The following is a 23,638-nucleotide window of genomic DNA, read 5'->3' on the forward strand; positions in this document are numbered from 1 at the left end:
CTTCCCTGCCGCCCCGAGCTTCCCAGGCTCCTCGGCCGCCCCGGCCTTCCCTGCCGCCCCGAGCTTCCCAGGCTCCTCGGCCGCCCCGGCCTTCCCTGCCGCCCCGAGCTTCCCAGGCTCCTCGGCCGCCCCGGCCTTCCCAGGCTTCCCTGCCGCCCCAGGCTTCTCGGCCTTCCCGGCCGCCCCTGCCTTCCCGGCCTTCTCCGGCTTCGGCTTGCCGCTCTTCGCCGTCTCCGACAGGGCGCGGGCCAGTTTCGACGCGGACCCGGAGGGTCGTACACCCGCCTTGCCCAACCGTTTCTCCACCTTGTCGAGGAAGGCCGGGTCGCCGCCCTCGGCCAGTTCCACCTCGATCTCGGTCCACTGGGCCTTGCCCGCGCCGCCGAAGAGCCGTTCGGCCCGGACGTGGTCCACGCTCAGCTCGGCGAGGAGCTTGCCGTCGGCGTCCACGAGGTGCTGGACCTCGCGGGTGGTGCGGAGCCGGACCACCGGGACCAGCCGGCCCTCGCGGACCCGGGAACGGGCCAGGCCGGCCAGTTCGTCGGGGAGCGTGTCGGAGAGCCGGGCGTGGATCTCGTCGCGGATGCCGGGGGCCACCGGGAGTTTGAGGTGCCAGCCCGCGTCGGCGCCTCCGGTGCGACGGCGCAGGGTGACTCGTGCCGAGGCCAGGCGCAGGTCCGAGGTGTCGTGGTAGGTCGCGTCGAGTTCGGCGGTGCCCTTGTCCAGGACGTTCGCCACCCCGGCGATGCCGGTCAGGTCGGGCAGCCCACTGTCATCGGATTCGTACTTGCGCTCGATTTCACGCTTCGCATCCGCCATGAACCGAATCTAATGGCCGGAGCGCCGCAAGGACAGCGGCCAAAGTGAGTAAATCGGAGGAAAAATCAAAATGAGGACGAGGTGAACACATCGGTAACGCCGTGTTCACCTCTCCCATCCTTGCCCGGCTACGCCGACATCGGCCGTTGCACCCTGATCGACTGCAGCAGCCCCACGGCCACCCACACCGCGAACATCGACGAGCCGCCGTACGAGACGAACGGCAGGGGCAGGCCGGTGACCGGCATGATGCCGAGGGTCATGCCGATGTTCTCGAACGCCTGGAAGGCGAACCACGCCACGATGCCCGCCGCGACGATCGTGCCGTACAACTCGGTGGTCTCGCGGGCGATGCGGCAGGCGCGCCACAGGACGACACCGAGCAGCAGGATGATCAGGCCCGCGCCGACGAAGCCCAGCTCCTCCCCCGCGACCGTGAAGACGAAGTCGGTCTGCTGCTCCGGGACGAACTGGCCGGTGGTCTGCGAGCCGTGGAACAGGCCCGCGCCGGTCAGGCCGCCGGAGCCGATGGCGATACGGGCCTGGTTGGTGTTGTAGCCGACCCCCGCCGGGTCGAGCGCGGGGTTGGCGAAGGCCGCGAAGCGGTTGATCTGGTACTCGTCCAGGATGTGCAGCTGCCAGATGGCGATGCAGCCGAGGACGCCGGCCGCGAGCAGGCCGAAGACCCAGCGGTTGGAGGCGCCGGAGGCGAGCAGCACCCCCAGGATGATGGTCACCAGGACCAGGACCGTGCCGAGGTCGGGCATGAGCAGCACGATCATGATCGGGACGGCGGCCAGGCCGAGGGCCTGGAGGACCGTGCGGTGGTCCGGGTACTTCTTGTCCCCGGCGTCCACCCGGGCCGCCAGTATCATCGCCATGCCCAGGATGATCGTGATCTTCACGAACTCGGCGGGCTGGACGGAGAAGCCGCCGCCGAAGACGATCCAGTTGCGGCTGCCGTTGATGGTCGCGCCCAGTGGGGTGAGCACCAGCAGCGTCCCGAACAGCGAGAGGCCGTAGAGGATCGGCACGACGTTGCGCAGCTGGCGGTGGCCGACCCAGAGCGTGCCGATCATCAGGGCGATTCCGATGCCGGTGTTCATCAGATGCCGGACCAGGAAGTAGTACTGGTCGCCCTGGTTGATCTCGGTGCGGTTCCTGGTCGCCGAGTAGACCAGGAGCGAGCCGAGCAGGGACAGGGCCAGCGATGCCAGCAGCATCGGCCAGTCCAGGCGGCGGGCCAGCGAGTCGCGGGCGAGGATCCGGGTCCAGCCGGCGCGTGCCGGGCCGTAGCCGGAGACGGAGAAGCTGTTGACGCCGGTCATGTGAGCATCCTCCGGCTTCCCCGCTTCCGCGGCCGCCTGCGGGTGGTGCGGTTGCCCGTCGACGGTGAGGCCGTGGTGGCGGCCGGGGTCTGCCCGTTGTCGGTGCTGTTCTTGTCCTGCTGGGAGGCCTGGAAGTCCTTCGCCGGGTCCTTGGAGATCTTCGGCGAGGCGATCGTGCCGTCCGTGCGGACCTTCGGCAGGCCCTGCTGCGGGGTGTAGAGCAGCGCCTTCGACTTGTCGACGGAACCGTCGGACTGGACGCCGTACAGCGCGCTGTAGATGTTGCGGACCGCCTCACCGGAGGCACCGGAACCGGTACCGGCCTGGGCGATGGTCATGATGACCGTGTAGTCCTTGGTGTAGGTGGCGAGCCAGGACGTGGTCTGCTTGCCGTAGACCTCGGCGGTACCGGTCTTGCCGTGCAGGGCGATCTTGTCCTGCGGCCAGCCGCCGAACTTCCAGGCGGCGGTACCGCGGGTGATGACGCCCGCGAAGGCGTCGTCCATGCCCTTGAGGGTGGCCTGGCTGACGGGCAGCTTGCGCAGCGCCTTGGGCTTGATCTCCTGGACGGTCTTGCCGTCGGCACTGATGATCGCCTTGCCGATGGTCGGCTGGTACTCCGTGCCGCCGTTGGCCACGGCGCCGTAGATCATCGCCTCCTGGATCGGCGTGACGAGGGTGTCGCCCTGGCCGATGGAGTAGTTGATCTCGTCGCCCTCGCGCATCTTGTTGCCTTCGAGGCAGTTCTCGTACTCGATCTTCTCGACGTAGGTGCCGTCCTTCTTCCCGGACTTGCACCAGGCGTCCTTGTTGGCCTTCCAGTAGGCGAGCTTCCACTGGCGGTCGGGGACGCGGCCGGTGACCTCGTTGGGCAGGTCGATGCCGGTCTCCTTGCCGAGGCCGAACTGGTGGGCGGTCTTGAAGAACCAGTCCTTGGGCTGGCCCTTCTTGGGGTTGATGCCGCCGTCCTTCTTCCACTGGCTGTCGGCGAGGCCGTAGAAGACGGTGTCGCAGGAGACCTCCAGAGCGCGGCCGAGCGAGATCGGGCCGAAGTTCTCGCCCTCGAAGTTCTTGAAGACCTGGCCGCCGACCGAGTACGAGCTGGTGCAGGGGTAGCCGCCGTCCCAGACGTAGCCGGCCTGGACCGCGGCGGCCGTGGAGACCACCTTGAACGTCGAACCGGGCGCCGCCTGACCCTGTATGGCCCTGTTGAGCAGCGGGTAGTCGGAGTCCTTGCCGGTGAGCGCCTTGTAGTCCTTGGCGGAGATGCCGCCGACCCAGACGTTCGGGTCGTAGTTCGGCGCGGAGGCCATGGCGACGATCCGGCCGGTCTTGGCCTCCATCACGACGACGGCGCCGGAGTCGGCCTTGTAGTTCTCGTGGGTGATGCTGTCGTACTGCTGGCGGGCGGTCTTCATGGCCTTGTCCAGCTCGTACTCGGCGACCCGCTGGACGCGGGAGTCGATGCTGGTGACCAGGTTCGAACCGGGCTCGGCGGCATCGGACTTGGCCTTGCCGATGACGCGGCCGAGGTTGTCGACCTCGTAGCGGGTGACGCCGGCCTTGCCGCGCAGTTCCTTGTCGTACTCCCGCTCCAGGCCGGAGCGGCCGACCATGTCGGAGCGCAGGTAGGGCGAGTTGGTGTCCTTGGCCTGCTGGATCTCGTCGTCGGTGACCGGGGAGAGGTAGCCGAGGACCTGCGCGGTGTTGGACTTGCCGGGGGCCGGGTAGCGGCGCACGGCCTCGGGCTCGGCGGTGATGCCGGGGAAGTCCTCGGAGCGCTCGCGGATCTGCAGGGCCTGCTTGGCGGTGGCCTTGTCGGTGATCGGGATCGGCTGGTACGGCGAGCCGTTCCAGCAGGGCTGGGGGGTCTTGGAGTCGCAGAGGCGGACCTTCTGCATGACCTCCTCGGGCTTCATGCCGAGGACGCCCGCGAGCTTGGTCAGGACCGCCTTGCCGTCGTCCTTCTGCTTGAGCAGGTCGGTACGGGAGGCGGAGACGACCAGGCGGGTCTCGTTGTCCGCGATCGGGACTCCGCGCGCGTCCAGTATCGAGCCGCGCACGGCGGGTTCGACGACCTGCTGGACGTGGTTGCCGGAGGCTTCCTTCTGGTACGTGGCGCCCTCGCGGATCTGCAGGTACCACAGGCGGCCGCCGAGGGTGCCGAGCAGGGAGAGGACGAGGATCTGGATGACGACGAGACGGATCTGGACCCGTGGGGTCCGACCGGTCTCGGGAATGTTGGTCACTGGGTTGCCTCCCCCTCTCAGTGATGTGTGTAGGTGTCATATACGACGGAGCTGTGAACGGCTCCGTCGCCCGGATCCGCTGCCCTCACAGGCGCTTGACCCCCTTGATGCGGCTGACGCGGGCGCTGCGGGTGCGGGCCTTGGCCTTCAGGCCGCCGAGGCCGCCGCGCTGGCTGCCGATGCGCATGCCGGTGCCGGAGGAGATCCAGCCGGAGGAGATGTCGCCCGCCTTGCCGCCGGAGTTGGCCTCCGTCAGCGGGTCGTTGTCGGCGCGGCGGGCCAGGGCCATGACGCCGGGGACCACGAACGGGGCGAGCAGCAGGTCGTACAGGGCGGCCGTGATCAGCAGGCTCGTCATGCCGACATGGCGGGCGGCGGTGTCGCCGACCAGCGCGCCGACGCCCGCGTAGAGCAGGGTGGAGCCGATGGCGGCGGCGACCACGACGAGCATCGGTCCGGTCGCGGACTTCAGGCGGCCGTTCTCGGGCTTGATGAGCCCGGCGAAGTAGCCGACGACGCAGAGCACCAGGGCGTAGCGGCCGGCCGCGTGGTCGGCGGGCGGGGCGAGGTCGGCGAGCAGTCCGGCGCCGAAGCCGACCAGGGCGCCGCCCACATGGCCGTACACCATGGCGAGGCCGAGGACGGTGAGCAGCATGAGGTCGGGGACGGCGCCCGGGAGGTGGAGGCGGGCGAGGACGCTCACCTGGATCACCAGGGCGACGACGACCAGGGCGGAGGAGAGCAGGATCCGGTTGACACGCATGGGGATTCAGCTCCTACTACTGCTGCTGGCCGGTGGTGGCGGACGCGTTGGCGCTGGCGTCCGCGGACGGGGTGACCGTGACGGTCACCGTGGGCGTCGGGGTCGGTTGGGGCTTGGCCGGGAGCACCTCGTCGCGCGGGTCCTTCTTCGGCGCCTCGACGACCACGCCGACGATGTCGAGCTTGGTGAAGGACACGAACGGTGTCACGTAGAGGATGCGGGTGAGACCGCCGTTGGAGGGGTCGACGCTGGAGACCGTGCCGACCGGGACGCCGGGTACGAAGGGCTTGTCGGCCTCGGAGCCGAAGGTGACCAGCCGGTCGCCCTTCTTCACCTCGGCCTGGCTGTTGAGGAGTTCGACGCGCAGCGGGCGGTCGCCCTGGCCGGTGGCGAAGCCGAGTTCGTCGCTGCCCTCCATACGGGTGCCGACGGTGAAGTCGGGGTCGTTGGCGAGCAGCACGGTGGAGGCGTCGGGGCCGACGGTGGTGACGCGGCCGACGAGGCCGTCGCCGTTGAGGACGGTCATGTCGCGCTTGATTCCGTCGTTGTAGCCGACGTCGATGGTGACGGTCCAGGAGAAGCCCTGGGCCGCTCCTATCCCGATGACCTGGGCGCCCTTGATGCCGTACTGGCCCTCGGCGGAGAGCTTGAGCATCTTGTCGAGCTGGGCGAGGCGGCTGCGGTTGCGGTCGTTGCTGCCGAGCTTCGCCTTGAGGGTCGCGTTCTGCTGCTCGAGGCGGGCCAGCCGGTTGTGGCGTTCGCCGGAGTCGCGGATGGCGGAGACGGCGTTGCCGACCGGGTCCACCACCGTCGACATGCCCTTCTCGATCGGGCCGAAGACCGCGGCCGCGGCCTGCCGGGCGCCGTCGACCGGGGAGTTCCTGCCACCTCGGATGTCCACCGTGATCAGCGCGAACGCGATCGCGATCAGCAGCACCAGGAGCAGCCGACTCTCTTTCGTGTCCCTCACGTGCGGCGGCCGTGCCTTCCTCAATAGGAACTTGCGGGGCTTGATTGCGGGATTTCGTGAAGCATGTGGGGGGTTGCGGAGGCTTGTGGGGCGGAACCCGCCTTGGGCGAGCTTATGCCTCCATATCAACGATCCGCCGCACGAGAGGGGATCATCTCGTACGGCGGAATCGAAGAGTTACGTCATCTGCGCGGCTGGGCGTCCAGGACCTGCTGCAGCGCCTCGAACTCCTCGACGCACTTGCCGGAGCCGAGCGCCACGCTGTCCAGCGGGTCCTCCGCGATGTGGATCGGCATGCCGGTCTCCCGGCGCAGCCGCTCGTCCAGACCGCGCAGCAGTGCTCCGCCGCCGGTCAGAACGATTCCCCTGTCCATGATGTCGCCGGACAGCTCGGGCGGGCACTTGTCGAGGGTCGTCTTGACGGCGTCGACGATCGCGTTGACCGGCTCCTCGATCGCCTTGCGGACCTCCGCGGCCGAGATGACCACGGTCTTCGGCAGCCCGGACACCAGGTCCCGGCCGCGGATCTCGGTGTGTTCGTCGTCGTCGAGGTCGTACGCCGAACCGATCGTGATCTTGATCTGTTCGGCCGTCCGCTCGCCGAGGAGGAGCGAGTACTCCTTCTTGATGTGCTGGATGATCGCGTTGTCCAGCTCGTCGCCGGCGACCCGGATCGACTGGGCGGTGACGATGCCGCCGAGGGAGATGACCGCGACCTCGGTGGTGCCGCCGCCGATGTCCACCACCATGTTGCCGGTGGCCTCGTGGACGGGCAGGCCGGAGCCGATGGCGGCGGCCATGGGCTCCTCGATGATGTGCACCTGGCGGGCACCGGCCTGCGACGACGCCTCGATGACGGCGCGGCGCTCGACACCGGTGATACCGGAGGGCACACACACGACCACGCGCGGCCTGGCGAGATAGCGCCGCTTGTGGATCTTGAGGATGAAGTAGCGGAGCATCCGCTCGGTGATCTCGAAGTCGGCGATCACGCCGTCCTTCAACGGGCGTACGGCGACGATGTTGCCGGGCGTGCGCCCGATCATCTTCTTCGCCTCCGCGCCGACCGCCAGAATTCCACCGGTGTTCGTGTTGATCGCGACGACGGACGGTTCGTTGAGTACGATCCCGCGACCCCTGACGTACACCAGCGTGTTGGCGGTCCCGAGGTCGACAGCCATGTCACGGCCGATGAACGACATTGAGTTCCCCATCAGGATTCGTCTGGCCTTCCCGGGAGCTTTTGAGGGCATTTCAGGTCGGCGAAGTGCGTGCTGTGACGTGAAGGCTTACATCGTAGACGCGCCTGCACGAACACTGCGCGAGGGTCTTCGCCATTGTCAGCACGTACCGGGCCGCCTCGCTTGTGGAGACGGTCCAACGGGGCCACTCGTTCCCCCGATCGGCACGCATATGCCGAGGGACGGCCGAAAACGTTCGGCCGTCCCAGGTCCCGCAGATCAACGGGCTGACGCCTCGTCAAGAACTTCCACGAAAACTCCGTACGGGCCCCCGCCGGGGTCCGGAGCAGCCGCGCGCCGGCCCGGGGGCCGCACGCCGGCCCCGGAGCCGCACGCGGTGCCGCGCGGTTCCGCGAACCGCGCGATCGTGGCGTACCGGCCCGGAGGGTTACGCGCGGCCCGGGAAGAAGATCTTGATCTCGCGCTCGGCGGACTCCTCGGAGTCGGACGCGTGGATCAGGTTCTCGCGGACGATCACGCCGAAGTCGCCGCGGATGGAGCCGGGCGCGGCGGCGATCGGGTCGGTCGGGCCGGCGAGCGCGCGGATGCCCTCGACGACCCGCTCGCCCTCGACGATCAGGGCGACGGACGGGCCGGCGGCCATGAACTCGACCAGCGGCTCGTAGAACGGCTTGCCGACGTGCTCGGCGTAGTGCTGCTCCAGCGTGGCGCGCTCCAGGGTGCGCAGCTCCAGCGCGGTGATCTGCCAGCCGGCCTTGCGCTCGATACGGCTGATGATCTCGCCGGTCAGGCCGCGACGGACGGCGTCGGGCTTGAGCAGGACGAGGGTGCGCTGGGTCACTAGGGGGCTCCTTCACGGTACTGGCGGGTGCGGTGAGGGCAGGCTACAGGGCGTGTCCTGGCGCCTGTCACGCAGCGTCAGCCCCCGAGGCCCCGGATTGTGCCGCCTGCGCCGCGAAGCGGGCCTTGGCCTCGTCGATCTTCCGTCCGTAGTGCACCGACGCCCACCACAGGCCCGCGAAGGCCGCGCCCAGGAAGTACATCGTCGGGACGAAGACCCCGGAGGCGATCAGCGCGATCTGCAGCGCCCAGCCCAGCGTTATGCCCGCGGGCCGGGTCACGACCCCGCACAGCGCCACGCACAGGAACATCGCGATCCCGCTGACCAGCCACACCGTCGAGGTGGACAGGTCGGGGTCCTTCATGGCGACCAGCGCGGCGAAGCCGATGACGAAGAACTCGCCGATCAGGGTGGAGGAGCAGAGCGTACGCATGTCAGCGCCTCCCCAGGAGCAGCCGGGCCTCGCCCACGGTGATGACGGAGCCGGTGACCAGCACCCCGCCGCCCGCGAACTCGCCCTCCTCCTCGGCCAGCGTGATCGCGGCCTCCAGGGCGTCGGGCAGCCGCGGTTCGACCTGGACGCGGTCGTCGCCGAACACCTCGACGGCGATCGCGGCCAGTTCGTCCGCGTCCATCGCGCGGTGGCTGGAGTTCTGGGTGACGACGACCTCGGCGAAGATCGGCTCGAAGGCCTCCAGGAGCCCTCGTACGTTCTTGTCGGCGCTGGCCCCGACCACGCCGATGAGGCGGCTGAAGTCGAAGGCCTCGCCGACCGCCTCGGCGGTGGCGCGGGCGCCGGCCGGGTTGTGGGCCGCGTCGAGGACGACGGTCGGAGAGCGCCGTACGACTTCGAGGCGGCCGGGGGACGAGACGGCCGCGAAGGCCTTGCGGACCGTGTCGATGTCGAGGGACTCGGGGCGCTGCGAGCCGACGCCGAAGAACGCCTCCACGGCGGCGAGCGCGACGGCCGCGTTGTGGGCCTGGTAGGGGCCGTGCAGGGGGAGGTAGACCTGGTCGTACTCGCCGCCGAGGCCGCGCAGGGTGAGGAGCTGGCCGCCGACGGCGACCTCGCGGGCGACGACGCCGAACTCCAGGCCCTCGCGGGCCACGGTCGCGTCGACCTCCACGGCCTTCTTCAGCAGCACCTGCGCCGCGTCCACCGGCTGCTGGGCCAGGATGACGGTCGCGTCCTGCTTGATGATCCCGGCCTTCTCGGTGGCGATCGCGGCGGTGGTCGCGCCGAGCCGGTCGGTGTGGTCGAGGTCGATGGGGGTGACCACGGCGACGTCGCCGTCGATGACGTTCGTGGCGTCCCAGGAGCCGCCCATGCCGACCTCGACGACCGCGACGTCGACGGGGGCGTCGGCGAAGGCCGCGTAGGCCATGCCGGTGAGCACCTCGAAGAAGGAGAGCCGGTACTCCTGCCGGGAGTCGACCATCTCGACGTAGGGCTTGATGTCCTGGTACGTCTCGATGAACCGCTCGGCGGAGATCGGGGCGCCGTCGAGGCTGATGCGCTCGGTGATCGACTGCACATGGGGGCTGGTGTAGCGGCCGGTGCGCAGGTCGAAGGCGCCGAGCAGGGACTCGACCATGCGGGCGGTGGAGGTCTTGCCGTTGGTGCCCGTGATGTGGATCGAGGGGTACGACCGCTGCGGCTCGCCCAGGACGTCCATGAGCGCGGCGATCCTGGTGACCGAGGGCTCCAGCTTGGTCTCGCCCCAGCGGGTGGCCAGTTCGGCCTCGACCTCGCGCAGGGCCCTGTCCACCTCGGGGTCCTCGGGGCGGCCGGGGACGTCGGCCTGCTGCGGGCCGCCCTGGGTGCGCAGGGTCCGGCTGCCGGCCTCGATCACCGCGAGATCGGGGTCGCGGTCCGTCTCGGCCTCGATGATCTCGTCGAAGTCGTCGAAGCTCTCGTTGGGGTCGCGCGGGGGCAGATCACTCACGGGACCAGTCTAGGAGCCTCCCGGGGACTCGGACGCGTCGGCCGCCGGAAGCTCCTGTTCGCACCAGATCGTCTTGCCGGCGGAGGTCTGCCGGGTGCCCCAGCGCTGGGTGAGCCGGGCCACCAGCAGCAGGCCCCGGCCGCCCTCGTCGAAGACCCGGGCCCGGCGCAGGTGGGGGGCGGTGCTGCTGCCGTCGGAGACCTCGCAGATCAGCATCGTGGTGTCGCGGATGAGCCGCAGCCGGATCGGGGTGCCGCCGTAGCGGATGGCGTTGGTGACGAGCTCGCTGACCACCAGCTCGGTGGTGAACGACAGCTCCTCCAGCCGCCAGGCGCCGAGCTGGCCGGCGGTCAGGGTCCGGGCCCGGGCGACGTGCTCGGGGTCCGCGGGGACCTCCCAGGTGGCGACCCGGTCGGCGGGCAGGGCGTGGGTGCGGGCGAGCAGCAGGGTGACGTCGTCGGCGGGCTCGCCGGTGCGCAGCGTGGCCACCACCCGGTCGCAGACCTCCTCCAGCGGCTCCCCCGTGGTCGCCAGCGCGCGGCGCAGCCGCTCCAGGCCCTGGCTCATGTCGAGGTTGCGGGAGTGCACCAGGCCGTTGCTGAACAGCGCGAGGGTGGTGCCCTGGGCGAGGTCCAGTTCGGTCGTCTCGAACGGCAGCCCGCCGAGCCCGAGCGGCGGTCCGGCCTGGCCGGGGGCCGGCTCCACCGCGCCCTGGGGAGTGATCACGAAGGGCATCGGGTGGCCCGCGCTGGCGAGGGCGCAGCGCCGGGAGATCGGGTCGTAGACGGCGTACAGGCAGGTCGAGCCCACCTCGCCGGTCGGCTCCCCGGCGCCGTCGTCGAGGTGGAGGACCAGGTCGTCGAGGTGGGTGAGGAGTTCGTCGGGCGGCAGGTCGACGTCCGCGAGGGTACGGACCGCCATGCGCAGCCTGCCCATGGTGGCGGAGGCCTGGATGCCGTGGCCGACGACATCGCCGACGACCAGGGCGACCCGGGTGCCCGACAGCGGGATCACGTCCAGCCAGTCGCCGCCGACTCCGGCGCTGGTGCCGGTGGGGAGGTAGCGGTAGGAGAAGTCGACGGCCGGCCGCTCGGGCAGGTCCTGCGGCAGCAGGCTGCGCTGGAGGGTCAGCGCGGTCTCGCGCTCCCGGGTGTAGCGCCGCGCGTTGTCGATGGCGCGCGCCGACTTCGCGGCCAGTTCCTCGGCGTCGGACAGGTCGTCCTCCTCGAACGGCGGGGAGCCGCGGGTCCGCCAGAAGACGATCACCCCCATCAGGACGCCCTGCACCGACAGCGGCGCGGTGACCAGCGAGCCCATGCCGTACTCGATGAGCCGGTCCATCGTGCGGGCGTCGGGGACGGTCGCCGCCTCGGCGGCCCGCAGGTCGAGCAGCAGGGCCGCGTCCGGGAGGGCGCCGGGGGCGGACCGGGGCGGCGCGCTCACCGGGATCAGCGCACCGACCGGGGCCAGCGGGGAGTCGTCGCGGACACCGCCGGCGGCGACGCGCCGCAGCGCCTTCTCGGCGGAGGTCGGTTCCCCGCCGCGCAGCACGGACTCCTCCAGGTCGACGGTGACGAAGTCGGCGAAGCGGGGGACGGCCACCCGCACCAGCTCGTCGGCGGTCCGGCCCACGTCGAGGGTGTTGCCGACCGCCGTACCGGCGTCGTAGAGCAGTCTGAGCCGCCGGTGGCTCTTCTCCAGGGAGCCGGCCATGGTGTTGAACGCCGTCTCCAGCTGCCCGATCTCCCGCCGGCCGGACAGCGGCACCCGTGCGCTCAGGTCCCCGGCGGCCAGCCGGGTCGCGAAGCCGGCCATCCTGCGCACCGGCCAGACGACCACCCGGGTCACATAGGCTCCGAAGCCGACGATCAGGAGGACCGCCCCGCCCACGCCCAGGGAGGCGGCGACGATCAGCATGTGCATCCAGGTCTCCAGGGCCCGCTCACGTCTGCTGACGGCCGCGCGCTCGGCGGTGATGTAGTGGGAGATCCGGCCCCGGAAGGCGTCGACGCGTCGCTCGCCCTGCAGCGTCCGCGCCGCCCCGCTCGCGGCGGGAGCCCCGCGCCGGGCCGCGTCGACGAGCGGGACCGAGTAGTCGTCGATGAAGGACTGCCCGGCCTGCCGGATCTGCCACGCGAGCTGCCGCTGGGCGGGGGACGTGCTGACGTCGATGAGGCGCTGCGCCTGTGCGGGGAACGCGGCCCGTGCGGCCTGCCACGACCGGAGGAACTGATCCTGCCGGGTGACGAGGTAACTCTCCTGTCCGCTCTCCACGTCGAGGATGGTGTTCTGAACCACCGCGGCCTGGTCCCGGGCCGGTCTGCCGCCGCGGGCCGACACCAGGGAGCTGTGCGCGTCCTGGATCGCCCACAGCAGCATCAGGAAGACGAGGCCGATGAGCACGGCGAGCAGGGCGCCCGCGACAGCCGTCAGGGGGACGAGTCCCCCTCGCGGAGGCGCTGTCGTTCGGCCCCTTCGCAGCATGCGGGCAGTTCCCTCCGCCACAGAACACCACAACGGAACACAACAGACATCAGGGTCATGTTCCTACTTTTGGATTGTAGGGCGGTGCCGGGTCCGCGCTTGGCGACCCGGGAAAGCGCACAGGCGTCCGGCAGCCCTGGAACGACGGGCTGCCGGACGCCTGCGGGGACGCGCGGGGTGCGGGACTACGCCTGCGGGAGGCGGTCCAGCTGGGCCTGGATGCGCGCGATGTCCTCGTCGGCCTTCGCGAGGCGCGTGCGGATCTTCTCCACCACGTTGTCCGGGGCCTTCGCCAGGAACGCCTCGTTGCCCAGCTTGCCCGTCGCCTGCGCCTTCTCCTTCTCGGCGGCGGCGAGGTCCTTGGCGAGGCGCTTGCGCTCGGCCGCCACGTCGATCGTGCCGGAGAGGTCGAGGGCGACCGTGGCACCGGCGACCGGCAGGGTGGCCGTCGCCGCGAAGGCGTCGCCCTCCGGCTGGAGGCGCAGCAGCTGGCGGATGGCGGCCTCGTGCGGGGCGAGGGCCGTACCGTCCAGGGTCAGGCGGGCGGGGACCCGCTGGCCGGGCTGCAGGCCCTGGTCGGCGCGGAAGCGGCGGACCTCGGTGATGACGGACTGGAGGGCCTCGATCTCCCGCTCCGCCGCCTCGTCCCGGAAACCGCTGTCGGCCGGCCAGGCGGCGATCACGACCGACTCGCCGCCGGTGAGCGTGGTCCACAGGGTGTCCGTGACGAACGGGACCACCGGGTGGAGCAGCTTCAGGGTGACGTCCAGGACCTCGCCGAGGACCCGCTTGCTGACCTCGGCCGGTTCGCCGCCCGCCATGAACGTCGTCTTGGACAGCTCGACGTACCAGTCGAAGACCTCGTCCCACGCGAAGTGGTAGAGGGCGTCGGAGAGCTTCGCGAACTGGAAGTCCTCGTAGAACGCGTCGACTTCGGCGACGGTCTTGTTGAGGCGGGAGAGGATCCACCGGTCGGTGGCGGACATCTTCTCCGGCTCCGGCAGCGGGCCCTCGACCGTCGCGCCGTTCATCAGCGCGAAGCGGGTCGCGTTCCAGATCTTGTTGGCGAAGTTCCGGGACGCCTGGACCCAGTCCTCGCCGATCGGGACGTCGACGCCGGGGTTGGCGCCCTTGGCGAGGGTGAAACGGACGGCGTCGGAGCCGTACTGGTTCATCCAGTCGAGGGGGTCGACGGCGGTGCCCGAGGACTTGGACATCTTCTTGCCGAACTGGTCGCGGACCAGGCCGGTGAGGGCGATGGTCCTGAAGGGGACCTCGCCGTCCATCGCGTAGAGGCCGAACATCATCATCCGGGCGACCCAGAAGAAGATGATGTCGTGGCCGGTGAGCAGGACGTCGGTGGAGTAGAACTTCTCCAGGTCCGGGGTCTGTTCGGGCCAGCCGAGAGTCGAGAAGGGCCACAGGCCGGAGGAGAACCAGGTGTCCAGGACGTCGGGGTCCTGGGTCCAGCCCTCGCCGCCCGGCGGCTCCTCGTCCGGTCCGACGCAGACGACCTCGCCGTCGGGGCCGTACCAGACGGGGATGCGGTGGCCCCACCACAACTGCCGTGAGATGCACCAGTCGTGCATGTTGTCGACCCAGTCGAAGTAGCGCTTCGACATGTCGGCGGGGTGGATCTCGACCCGGCCGTCGCGGACGGCGTCACCGGCCGCCTTGGCCAGCGGGCCGACCTTGACCCACCACTGCATCGAGAGGCGGGGCTCCAGCGTGGTCTTGCAGCGGGAGCAGTGGCCCACCGAGTGGACGTACGGCCGCTTCTCGGCGACGATCCGGCCCTCGGCGCGCAGCGCGGCGACGATCGCGGAACGGGCCTCGAAGCGGTCCAGGCCCTCGAACGGGCCGTGGACGGTGATGACGCCCCGCTCGTCCATGACGGTCATCGACTCCAGGTCGTGCCGTCGGCCGATCTCGAAGTCGTTCGGGTCGTGGGCCGGGGTCACCTTGACGGCGCCGGTGCCGAACTCGGGGTCGACATGGGTGTCCGCGACGACCGGGATGGTGCGGTCGGTCAGCGGGAGCTTGATCCGCTTGCCGACGAGGTGCCTGTACCGCTCGTCGTCGGGGTGGACCGCGACGGCGGTGTCGCCGAGCATGGTCTCCGCGCGCGTGGTGGCGACGACGACCGTGTCCGCGCCCTCGCCGTACTTCAGCGAGACCAGTTCGCCGTCGTCGTCCTGGTACTCGACCTCGATGTCCGAGATCGCCGTCAGACAGCGCGGACACCAGTTGATGATGCGCTCGGCGCGGTAGATCAGCTCGTCGTCGTAGAGCTTCTTGAAGATGGTCTGGACGGCCTGGGAGAGGCCCTCGTCCATGGTGAAGCGCTCACGGGACCAGTCGACGCCGTCACCGAGGCGGCGCATCTGGCCGAGGATCCTGCCGCCGTACTCTTCCTTCCACTGCCAGACGCGCTCGACGAACGCCTCGCGGCCCAGGTCGTGGCGGGACTTGCCCTCCTTGCCGAGCTCGCGCTCGACCACGTTCTGGGTGGCGATGCCGGCGTGGTCCATGCCGGGCAGCCACAGCGTCTCGTAGCCCTGCATGCGCTTGCGGCGGGTCAGCGCGTCCATCAGCGTGTGCTGGAAGGCGTGGCCCAGGTGCAGGGAGCCGGTGACGTTCGGCGGGGGGATGACGATGGTGTACGCGGGCTTGTCGCTCTTGGCGTCGGCCGCGAAGTAACCCCGCTCTACCCAGCGCTCGTACAGCGGCCCCTCTACGTCGGCCGGCGCGTACTGGGTCGGCAGTTCGGTGCTGGGCGCTGTGGGCTGCTGCTGAGCATTCTCGGTCACGGGGCTCAGTTTAGAGGTGTCCCGGGGCTGTCCCGAAACGCGTTTGTTCTGTAACGGTGGGCACCCCCGCCCCATGAGTCCCCTGTGGCTGCGCCAGGATGTCAGGAACACATAAGCATCTGGAGGGGAACCCAGAGATGAGCTACAACCAGCCGGGCCCGTACGGCGGGCCGCCGCCGCAGCAGCCGGGACCGTACGGGCAGCAGCCCGGTCCGTACGGCCAGCCGCCGCAGGCGCCCCAGCCCGGCTACGGCTACCCGCAGCAGGCCCCGCCGGCGGCCCCGCCGCAGCCGGGTCCGTACGGGCAGCAGCCGCCGCAGCCGGGATACGGCTACCCGCAGCAGGGCGTTCCCCCGCAGCAGAACCCGTACGGCCAGCAGCAGCCGCCCTACGGCCAGCCCCCGTACGGCCAGCAGCCCTACGGCGCCCCGCAGCCGCCGGTGCCGGGCGGCGGGAAGAAGAAGACGGGGGTGGTCATCGGGGCGGTGGCGGTGGTGGCCGCCGTCGCGGTGGGCGCGTACTTGGTGGTCGGCGGGGGCGGCGGGAGTACGGGCGGGATTCCCGACGACGGCCCGCACAAGCTGACCACTCCGGCGGTCGTGCTCACCGAGTACGAGAAGTCCGGCGACAGCAGCGAGGGCATGTCGGCGTCCGACCTGAAGGACGCCGAGTCGTGGGGCGTGAAGAACGCCAAGGACGTCAGCGCCTCCTACGAGGTCAAGGACGAGACCAACCCGCTGGGCGGCAAGCTGATCTCGTTCGGCGGCGTCTACGGCACCATCGACGACCCGGAGAAGGCGGTCGACGGGTTCTTCGCGTTCATGAAGAACGACTCCCAGGAGAAGAACGTCACCTTCGAGGGCAACCCGACCGAGTACAAGCCGAGTTCACTGGACGGCGCGGTCCTCAAGTGCCAGGGCGCCAGCGTGGACAACTCGGCGGACGCCTCCTCCTCGGGCCTGGCGAAGACCATGAAGGTGACCTACTGCGTGTGGGGCGACCACAGCACCCTGGGCTTCGTGATGCCGATGAAGTACTCGGACATCGCGGCCGGCACGGCCACCGACCCGGCGGCCGCCGCCGAGACGACGGCCAAGCTCCGCGAGGAAGTGCGCGTCAAGAGCTGAGCCGTACGGACAGCCGAGAGGCCCGGCGACCGTGGTCGCCGGGCCTCTCTTCGTGAACTCGTGTTGCTGCGGCGGCTGTTACGCCGACTTCTGCTCCCCGGATCCCCGGCCGCGGGCGTCGCGCGGGATCAGGGTCGGGTTGACGTTGGAGTGGACGACGTCGGCCGTGATGACGACGCGGGCCACGTCCTTGCGGGACGGGACCTCGTACATCACCGACATCAGGACCTCTTCCATGATGGCGCGCAGGCCGCGCGCGCCGGTCTGGCGGAGGATGGCCTGGTCGGCGATGGCCTCCAGCGCCTCGCGCTCGAAGTCCAGCTCCACACCGTCGAGTTCGAAGAGGCGCTGGTACTGCTTGACGAGCGCGTTGCGCGGCTCGACGAGGATCTGGAGCAGGGCCTCGCGGTCCAGGTTGTGGACCGAGGTGATGACCGGGAGACGGCCGATGAACTCCGGGATCATGCCGAACTTGACCAGGTCCTCGGGCATGACGTCCTCGAACTGGTCCTTGGCCTCCAGCTCGCGCTTGGAGCGGATGGTCGCGCCGAAGCCGATGCCCTTGGCGCCCGCCCGGGACTCGATGATCTTCTCCAGGCCGGCGAACGCACCGCCCACGATGAACAGCACGTTCGTCGTGTCGATCTGGATGAACTCCTGGTGCGGGTGCTTGCGTCCGCCCTGCGGGGGGACGGAGGCCGTGGTGCCTTCGAGGATCTTCAGCAGGGCCTGCTGGACGCCCTCGCCGGAGACGTCCCGCGTGATCGAGGGATTTTCACTCTTCCGCGCGACCTTGTCGATCTCGTCGATGTAGATGATCCCGGTCTCGGCCTTCTTGACGTCGTAGTCGGCCGCCTGGATCAGCTTGAGGAGGATGTTCTCCACGTCCTCGCCGACGTAGCCCGCCTCCGTGAGCGCGGTCGCGTCGGCGATCGCGAACGGGACGTTCAGCATGCGGGCCAGGGTCTGGGCCAGGAGGGTCTTGCCGGAGCCCGTGGGGCCCAGCAGGAGGATGTTGGACTTCGCCAACTCGATGGCGTCGTCGCGGCCTTGGGCGCCGCCGTTCTCACCGGCCTGGACGCGCTTGTAGTGGTTGTACACCGCGACCGAGAGGGCCTTCTTGGCGGGCTCCTGGCCCACCACGTAGCCCTCCAGGAACTCGTAGATCTCGCGGGGCTTGGGGAGTTCCTCCCAGCGCACCTCGCTCGTCTCGGCGAGCTCCTCCTCGATGATCTCGTTGCAGAGATCGATGCACTCGTCGCAGATGTACACACCGGGCCCTGCGATGAGCTTCTTGACCTGCTTCTGGCTCTTGCCGCAGAACGAGCACTTGAGCAGATCGCCGCCGTCACCGATGCGTGCCACGGTGTGCTTCCCCTTCGCCTGGGAGACGCCTGGACTCTTTCGAATCCAGCGGCTCCTGGTGCTGCCTTATGTCGACGGTACCTTGCCGGGCCCCCCGTACGGGCCCCCCTTGGCACGGTTCACTTTGACGTGCACCGTGCGGTGCGCACGGTCAAACCGTGCCAAGGGCGGCAGAGACTACATCCTCTGTCAGCTGATCGCCGAGTTGTTCATCTTCCGGGTGGAGATGATCTGGTCCACGATGCCGTACTCGAGTGCTTCCTCCGCCGTGAGGATCTTGTCGCGCTCGATGTCCTCGCGGACCTGCTCGATCGGCCGCTTGGAGTGCTTGGCCAGCATGTCCTCCAGCTGCTCACGCATCCGCGTGAACTCGTTGGCGATGATCTCCAGGTCGGAGAGCTGGCCACGGCCGGTGGAACCGGCCGGCTGGTGGATCAGCACGCGGGAGTTCGGCAGCGCCATGCGCTTGCCGGGCGTGCCGGCGGCCAGCAGGATGGCCGCGGCGGAGGCCGCCTGGCCCATGCAGACCGTCTGGATGTCGGGCTTCACGAACTGCATCGTGTCGTAGATCGCCGTGAGGGCGGTCATGTCGCCGCCCGGGCTGTTGATGTAGATCGAGATGTCCCGGTCCGGGTCCATCGACTCCAGGCACAGCAGCTGCGCCATGACGTCGTTGGCGGAGGCGTCGTCGATCTGGACGCCGAGGAAGATCACGCGCTCCTCGAAGAGCTTCGCGTACGGGTCGTACTCGCGGATGCCCTGGGAGGTGCGCTCCACGAAGCGCGGGATGACATAGCGGGCGTCGGGCCGGGGACCGTCGTAACGGGCGTCGGCGCCGCCGGGGAAGTTGGTCATGAGGGTGTTCACCGTCCTGGTGGCGTTCGGGGGGCTGGAGTCTCGGCGGAGCGTGGCGCGGCCGGGCCTGGTGTCAGGCGCCGGTGCCACCGCCTCCCGGAACACCGGAGGCATGCGTGATGATCCCGTCGATAAGACCGTACTCCTTGGCCTCTTCCGGGGTGAACCAGCGGTCGCGGTCGGCGTCGCGGAGGATCGTCTCGACGCTCTGGCCGGAGTGCAGCGCGGTCAGCTCGGTCATGGTCTTCTTGGTGCGCAGCAGGTACTGGGCCTGGATCTTGATGTCCGAGACCGTACCGCCCAGGCCCGCGGAGCCCTGGTGCATCATGATGTCCGTGTGCGGCAGGGCGAAGCGCTTGCCGGCGGTGCCGCCGGTCAGCAGGAACTGGCCCATCGAGGCCGCCATGCCCATACCGATCGTCACCACGTCGTTCGGGATGAACTGCATGGTGTCGTAGATCGCCATGCCGGCGGTCACCGAGCCGCCGGGGCTGTTGATGTAGAGGAAGATGTCCTTGGCGGGGTCGGCCGCCAGCAGCAGCAGCTGCGCGGTGATCTTGTTCGCGATGTCGTCGTCGACCTGCTGGCCGAGGAAGACGATCCGCTCGCCGAGCAGCCGGTTGTATACCTGGTCGCCGAGGCCACCACCGATGGAAGGCTCACCGGCGGCGGAGGGCATCAGATTCGTCACGTATCCACCTGCTCGTCTTTACGACGGCGCCGGGCCGTCTCACGTTTCCCTGCCGGGGGCTTGGCCGGGACTCCAGTCGCCTTGGACTCGAGTCCCCTTGCCCTCGTACATGGACCCTAACGCGATGGTCCCTTCGGGGAATCCCAGTAACAGGGCTGTTCGCCGGGGGCGTAGCGCCGTTCGAGATGCGGTACGGGGGCGTCTGCGGGTGAGTGGGGGCTGGTCGCGCAGTTCCCCGCGCCCCTTGGTCGGCCTCCCTGGCGCATACGGCAAAGGGGCCCCCGGGCAGTGCCCAGGAGCCCCTGTACGCCGTTGTGGGCGCCGTGGGGCTCAGCCCTCGGCGTTCTCCTCGTCCTTGGCGTCCGTGGCGTCCGTGGGCTCGGCGGCGGCCTCCGTCTCGTCCTCGTCCTCGTCGTCCAGGTCGACGATCTCGCCGTTGGTGTCCTTCACCGTGGCGGCCTCGACCACGACGGCCAGGGCCTTGCCGCGGGCGACCTCGCCGACCAGGAGCGGAACCTGGCCGCCCTCGACGACGGCCTGGGCGAACTGGTCGGGGGACATGCCGGAGGAGGCCGCACGCCGCATGAGGTGCTCGGTGAGCTCCTCCTGGTTGACGTTGAGGTTCTCCTTCTTGACCAGCTCGTCGAGGACGAACTGGGTCTTGATGCCCTTGACCGCGGCCTCGCGGGTCTCGGTCTCGAACTCCTCGGCGGTCTTGCCCTGGATCTCCAGGTACTTGTCGAGGTCGAGGCCCATCTGGCCGAGCTGGTGGTGCTCCAGGTTGTGCTTGCGGGTGTTGATCTCGTCCTCGAGGAGCTTCTCGGGGACGGGCACCTCGACGAGCTCCAGGAGCTTCTCGAGGACGCGCTCCTGGGCCTGGGTGGCCTGGTCGTACGTCTTCATGTTGGCGAGCCGCTTGCGGCTGTCGGCCCTGAGTTCGTCCAGGGTGTCGAACTCGGAGGCGAGCTGCGCGAACTCGTCGTCCAGCTCGGGCAGTTCGCGGGCGGCGACCTGGGTGACCTTGACGGTGACCTCGGCCTCCTTGCCGGCCGCGGAACCACCCTTGAGCTCGGAGGCGAAGGTGGCCTCGCCACCGGCCTCCAGGCCCTTCACGGCGTCGTCGATGCCGTCCAGCAGCTCGCCGGAGCCGATGGTGTAGGAGACACCGCTGGCGATGCCGTCCTCCAGCACCTCGCCGTCGACCTTGGCCTCCAGGTCGATGGTGACGACGTCGCCGTCCTCGGCGGCACGCTCGACCGGGGAGGTGGACGCGAAGCGCTCACGGAGCTGCTCCACGGACTTCTCGATGTCCTCGTCGGTCACCTCGACGGCGTCGACCTCGACCTCGATGCCCGTGTAGTCCGGGATCTCCAGGGCGGGGCGGACGTCGACCTCGGCGGTGAAGTTCAGCGTCTCGCCGTCCTTCAGCTCGGTGATGTCGACGTCGGGCTGGCCGAGCGGGCTGAGCTCGGCCTCGTTGACCGCTTCGGTGTAGAACTTCGGGAGCGCGTCGTTGACGGCCTCCTCCAGCACCGCACCGCGACCGAACCGCTGGTCGATGACCCGGGCCGGGATCTTGCCCTTACGGAAGCCCTTCACCGTGACCTGCTGGTTGATCTTCTGGTACGCCGCGTCGAGGCTGTCCTTGAGCTCCTCGAAGGGCACCTCGACAGTGAGCCGAACCCGGGTCGGGTTCAGGGTCTCCACGGCGCTCTTCACGGTTCGGTCTCCTTGTGGCTGACTTCTTGGGTTCTGCCGGTGCCAGAGGGCCCGGCGGAGTTTCGCCGCCCGGAGGAGTTCGTAGGCCGCCGTCCGGCGGGCCGGGACACACGGGCGCGCAGCTTGCATAGTAACCGCAGCCGCTCAGCGCCCCAAAAGGCGATCAAGACGGACGCCGTCAGGTGGTGGTCGGGGTGGCGGGATTTGAACCCACGGCCTTCCGCTCCCAAAGCGGACGCGCTACCAAGCTGCGCCACACCCCGTTTCGGTGCGACACGTAGGGTACATGCCCGGGCCGCCTGCGTCGGCCGCTTTGTTCACCTGCGTCGGCGCAGCCCAACACGTTGGCCTAGGCGGCGCACGACCCGCTACGATGCCTCCTGTGCCGCGGTCACCGAGCTGCGGCGCCTGTGGTGCGGGCGTAGCTCAATGGTAGAGCCCTAGTCTTCCAAACTAGCTACGCGGGTTCGATTCCCGTCGCCCGCTCTGAACGGCGAAGGCCCAGGTGAGAGGTTTCGATCTCCTCTCCCTGGGCCTTCGGCGCGTTCGAGGGGCGGGTACGTCGGCCGGGCGGCCGGAGCGGATGCCGTACGGGATGTACGGGATGTACGGAACGCACTGGACGTACGGGACGCGCTGGAAGCCCCACCCTCACCCGGAAGGGTGAAGGCGGGGCCGCCGGGCGCGGTCAGAAGCTGATCGAGTTGATGGTCTGCGCTATCGAGTCGAGGAACCGCTGGATCGACGGAGCCATCCCGGTCGACGCGAGGAAGAAGCCGAAGAGAATCGCGACGATCGCGGGGCCGGCCTTGATGTTCCCCCCTCTGATCAGCACTACCAGGATGATCGCCAACAGCAGCACCACAGACAGTGAAATGGCCACAACTGATCACACCCTCGGTCGGTTCCGCTCTCCCGGCCCAGGGGTACGACCCCGCACCCCCGCCAGAACCATCGTGCCACCAACCCGGCCGCACTATGCGGCCCGTGACACAACGTCGACAGTGCGGTGCGCACCGACTACCGCCCGCACAGTAATTCGAGGGTCCACCCGCCCCCGGATCCAGGGCAATTGACAGACATGGTTTCAGTGTCCACACAACGCGTGCGCAGCGAATTCGAATTGTCGTCACAGGTACGGCAAAGCGAGGCTACGTGCGGATGTTATGCACCAATTAGTCAGGATGAATAGGGACATCACGGGTGTAAGTGCCGCATGGAACCGCATCGGCAGAGACGTCGACCTCGGTAAATCGGCCGCCGGTTCACAGGCGTTCACGATCGATATCCAGGAATCACCACGACGGTTTTACGGAATCACACAGGCGACGCTAGGGTGCCTCAGATGTTTGCCGCCGCCACGTCCCCCGGCCAGAACCGAACACCCCGTCCCCCGGCCCGTCCGCCGGCGGACGGACAGCGCGACGCGTTCTTCGACAACGCCAAGTACCTGGCGATCGTGCTCGTCGCGATGGGTCACTCCTGGGAGCCGCTGAAGGGCGACAGCCGCGTCCTGGAGGCGGTGTACTCCGTCGTGTACGCCTTCCACATGCCGGCGTTCATCATCATCTCCGGCTACTTCTCCCGGAGTTTCGACATGCGCCCGGACCGGCTGAAGCGGCTGGTCACGGGGGTCCTCGTGCCGTACGTCCTGTTCGAGACCGGCTACTCGCTCTTCGAGCGCTATGTCCTCGGCTCCCCCGGCCAGGACATCAGCCTGCTCGACCCCTGGTACCTGACCTGGTTCCTGTGCGCGCTGTTCGTCTGGCGGCTGACCACGCCCCTCTGGCAGGCCGTCCGCCACCCCCTCCCGCTCGCCTTCGTCGTGGCGATGCTGGCGTCCGTGTCCCCGAGCATCGGTGACGACCTGGACCTGCAGCGGGTCCTGCAGTTCCTGCCGTACTTCGTGCTCGGCCTGTGCCTGGAGCCCGGGCACTTCCGGCTGGTGCGCCGGTGGCCGGTGCGGATCGCCGCGGTGCCGGTGTTCGCGGCCGCGCTGGTGTTCGCCTGGTGGTCGGTGCCGCGGATGAACACCGCGTGGTTCTACCACCGCGACTCCGCGCAGGAGCTGGGTGCGCCGTGGTGGTGCGGGCCGGTGATGGTGCTCGCCCTGTTCGGCTGCTCGATGCTGCTGACGGCCGGCTTCCTCTCCTGGGTGCCCGGCCGCAGGATGTGGTTCACGACACTCGGCGCGGGCACGCTCTACGGCTACCTCCTGCACGGCTTCTTCGTGAAGTACGGCGTCCACGCGGGCTGGTTCGACCCGAGGTGGCTGCACGGGCCGCTCGGCGAGATCCTCGTCACCGCGGTCGCGGGCACCGGCGTCACCCTGCTGTGCACCCGGCCCGTCCGGCGGGTGTTCCGGTTCTCCATGGAGCCGAGGATGGAGTGGGCGTTCCGGCAGGACGCGGCGGAACTGGCCCGGGAGCGGGGCCGGCGGAGCCGGGAGATGGCCAACGCGTGACCGCG

18 protein-coding genes and 2 tRNA genes are annotated in these 23,638 nt (G+C 69.4%); 3 read left to right on the forward strand and 17 right to left on the reverse strand.

Translation table 11 applies throughout. The features are described from left to right. The 11 genes from AB0D85_RS34350 to AB0D85_RS34400 form a co-directional block, all read right to left on the reverse strand. Positions 1–819: CYTH domain-containing protein (locus AB0D85_RS34350; protein ID WP_362328867.1), on the reverse strand; the 819-nt coding region annotated here is incomplete at its 3' end. Positions 820–947: 128 nt separating this feature from the next. Continuing rightward, on the reverse strand, positions 948–2,147 hold the full coding sequence (gene rodA, locus AB0D85_RS34355; protein WP_362328869.1) for a rod shape-determining protein RodA: 1,200 nt from the start codon (positions 2,145–2,147) through the stop codon (positions 948–950). Next, the gene (gene mrdA, locus AB0D85_RS34360; protein ID WP_362328871.1) at positions 2,144–4,396 is read right to left on the reverse strand and encodes a penicillin-binding protein 2; all 2,253 of its coding nucleotides are present in this window, start codon (positions 4,394–4,396) and stop codon (positions 2,144–2,146) included. Before mrdA ends, rodA begins: the two co-directional genes overlap by 4 nt. An 85-nt stretch (positions 4,397–4,481) precedes the next feature. Continuing rightward, the gene (gene mreD, locus AB0D85_RS34365; RefSeq protein ID WP_362328873.1) at positions 4,482–5,159 is read right to left on the reverse strand and encodes a rod shape-determining protein MreD; all 678 of its coding nucleotides are present in this window, start codon (positions 5,157–5,159) and stop codon (positions 4,482–4,484) included. A gap of 16 nt (positions 5,160–5,175) precedes the next feature. Then, on the reverse strand, positions 5,176–6,129 hold the full coding sequence (gene mreC, locus AB0D85_RS34370; RefSeq protein WP_362328875.1) for a rod shape-determining protein MreC: 954 nt from the start codon (positions 6,127–6,129) through the stop codon (positions 5,176–5,178). Positions 6,130–6,311: 182 nt separating this feature from the next. After that, positions 6,312–7,331, reverse strand: coding sequence for a rod shape-determining protein (locus AB0D85_RS34375; RefSeq protein WP_189314032.1), 1,020 nt, complete (start codon positions 7,329–7,331; stop codon positions 6,312–6,314). A 427-nt stretch (positions 7,332–7,758) separates the two neighbouring features. Continuing rightward, positions 7,759–8,172, reverse strand: coding sequence for a nucleoside-diphosphate kinase (ndk, locus tag AB0D85_RS34380; protein ID WP_362328877.1), 414 nt, complete (start codon positions 8,170–8,172; stop codon positions 7,759–7,761). Positions 8,173–8,239: 67 nt separating this feature from the next. Then, positions 8,240–8,605 carry a DUF4233 domain-containing protein gene (locus AB0D85_RS34385; RefSeq protein WP_362328879.1) on the reverse strand — a complete coding sequence of 122 codons (366 nt, stop codon included), beginning with the start codon at positions 8,603–8,605 and terminating at the stop codon, positions 8,240–8,242. Position 8,606: 1 nt separating this feature from the next. Beyond that, positions 8,607–10,118 carry a folylpolyglutamate synthase/dihydrofolate synthase family protein gene (locus AB0D85_RS34390; RefSeq protein WP_362328881.1) on the reverse strand — a complete coding sequence of 504 codons (1,512 nt, stop codon included), beginning with the start codon at positions 10,116–10,118 and terminating at the stop codon, positions 8,607–8,609. A gap of 9 nt (positions 10,119–10,127) precedes the next feature. Continuing rightward, positions 10,128–12,602, reverse strand: coding sequence for a SpoIIE family protein phosphatase (locus AB0D85_RS34395; protein ID WP_362328883.1), 2,475 nt, complete (start codon positions 12,600–12,602; stop codon positions 10,128–10,130). A 185-nt stretch (positions 12,603–12,787) separates the two neighbouring features. Continuing rightward, positions 12,788–15,412 (reverse strand): valine--tRNA ligase, encoded by a 2,625-nt coding sequence (locus tag AB0D85_RS34400; RefSeq protein ID WP_362328885.1) that lies wholly within the window; start codon positions 15,410–15,412, stop codon positions 12,788–12,790. A gap of 137 nt (positions 15,413–15,549) precedes the next feature. On the opposite strand from AB0D85_RS34400, the gene AB0D85_RS34405 reads away from it, so the two are divergent. Beyond that, positions 15,550–16,539, forward strand: a complete 990-nt coding sequence (locus AB0D85_RS34405) for a hypothetical protein (RefSeq protein WP_362328887.1) — start codon at positions 15,550–15,552, stop codon at positions 16,537–16,539. 78 nt (positions 16,540–16,617) lie between these two features. Here the strand turns inward: AB0D85_RS34405 and clpX are convergent, their stop codons facing one another. The 5 genes from clpX to AB0D85_RS34430 form a co-directional block, all read right to left on the reverse strand. Further along, entirely contained in the window at positions 16,618–17,904 is a 1,287-nt protein-coding gene (clpX, locus tag AB0D85_RS34410) for an ATP-dependent Clp protease ATP-binding subunit ClpX (RefSeq protein WP_132886825.1), read from the reverse strand. 189 nt (positions 17,905–18,093) lie between these two features. Further along, a complete protein-coding gene (locus AB0D85_RS34415; protein WP_362328889.1) occupies positions 18,094–18,759 on the reverse strand; it encodes an ATP-dependent Clp protease proteolytic subunit in 666 nt (221 codons plus the stop codon). Between the two features lie 73 nt (positions 18,760–18,832). Then, the gene (locus tag AB0D85_RS34420; RefSeq protein ID WP_046734334.1) at positions 18,833–19,438 is read right to left on the reverse strand and encodes an ATP-dependent Clp protease proteolytic subunit; all 606 of its coding nucleotides are present in this window, start codon (positions 19,436–19,438) and stop codon (positions 18,833–18,835) included. A gap of 342 nt (positions 19,439–19,780) precedes the next feature. After that, positions 19,781–21,169 carry a trigger factor gene (gene tig, locus AB0D85_RS34425; protein WP_362328891.1) on the reverse strand — a complete coding sequence of 463 codons (1,389 nt, stop codon included), beginning with the start codon at positions 21,167–21,169 and terminating at the stop codon, positions 19,781–19,783. Between the two features lie 186 nt (positions 21,170–21,355). Next, a tRNA-Pro gene (locus tag AB0D85_RS34430) sits at positions 21,356–21,432 on the reverse strand. 152 nt (positions 21,433–21,584) lie between these two features. Here AB0D85_RS34430 and AB0D85_RS34435 point away from each other — a divergent pair. Further along, positions 21,585–21,655 (forward strand) — tRNA-Gly (locus AB0D85_RS34435). 202 nt (positions 21,656–21,857) lie between these two features. Here AB0D85_RS34435 and AB0D85_RS34440 read toward each other — a convergent pair. Continuing rightward, the gene (locus AB0D85_RS34440; protein WP_362328893.1) at positions 21,858–22,052 is read right to left on the reverse strand and encodes a hypothetical protein; all 195 of its coding nucleotides are present in this window, start codon (positions 22,050–22,052) and stop codon (positions 21,858–21,860) included. A gap of 462 nt (positions 22,053–22,514) precedes the next feature. Here AB0D85_RS34440 and AB0D85_RS34445 point away from each other — a divergent pair, with 462 nt between their 5' ends. Continuing rightward, positions 22,515–23,633 carry an acyltransferase family protein gene (locus tag AB0D85_RS34445; protein WP_362328895.1) on the forward strand — a complete coding sequence of 373 codons (1,119 nt, stop codon included), beginning with the start codon at positions 22,515–22,517 and terminating at the stop codon, positions 23,631–23,633. The last annotated feature ends 5 nt before the right edge of the window (positions 23,634–23,638 follow it).

This window comes from Streptomyces sp. NPDC048277 (genome assembly GCF_040652235.1).
Lineage (GTDB): Bacteria > Actinomycetota > Actinomycetes > Streptomycetales > Streptomycetaceae > Streptomyces.

Coding starts and splice junctions, on each gene's coding strand:
- rodA (WP_362328869.1), bottom strand. CDS start 2,147: ATGACCGGCGTCAACAGCTTCTCCGTCTCCGGCTACGGCCCGGCACGC.
- mreD (WP_362328873.1), bottom strand. CDS start 5,159: ATGCGTGTCAACCGGATCCTGCTCTCCTCCGCCCTGGTCGTCGTCGCC.
- AB0D85_RS34375 (WP_189314032.1), bottom strand. CDS start 7,331: ATGTCGTTCATCGGCCGTGACATGGCTGTCGACCTCGGGACCGCCAAC.
- AB0D85_RS34385 (WP_362328879.1), bottom strand. CDS start 8,605: ATGCGTACGCTCTGCTCCTCCACCCTGATCGGCGAGTTCTTCGTCATC.
- AB0D85_RS34395 (WP_362328883.1), bottom strand. CDS start 12,602: ATGCTGCGAAGGGGCCGAACGACAGCGCCTCCGCGAGGGGGACTCGTC.
- AB0D85_RS34405 (WP_362328887.1), top strand. CDS start 15,550: ATGAGCTACAACCAGCCGGGCCCGTACGGCGGGCCGCCGCCGCAGCAG.
- AB0D85_RS34415 (WP_362328889.1), bottom strand. CDS start 18,759: ATGACCAACTTCCCCGGCGGCGCCGACGCCCGTTACGACGGTCCCCGG.
- AB0D85_RS34420 (WP_046734334.1), bottom strand. CDS start 19,438: ATGCCCTCCGCCGCCGGTGAGCCTTCCATCGGTGGTGGCCTCGGCGAC.
- AB0D85_RS34445 (WP_362328895.1), top strand. CDS start 22,515: ATGTTTGCCGCCGCCACGTCCCCCGGCCAGAACCGAACACCCCGTCCC.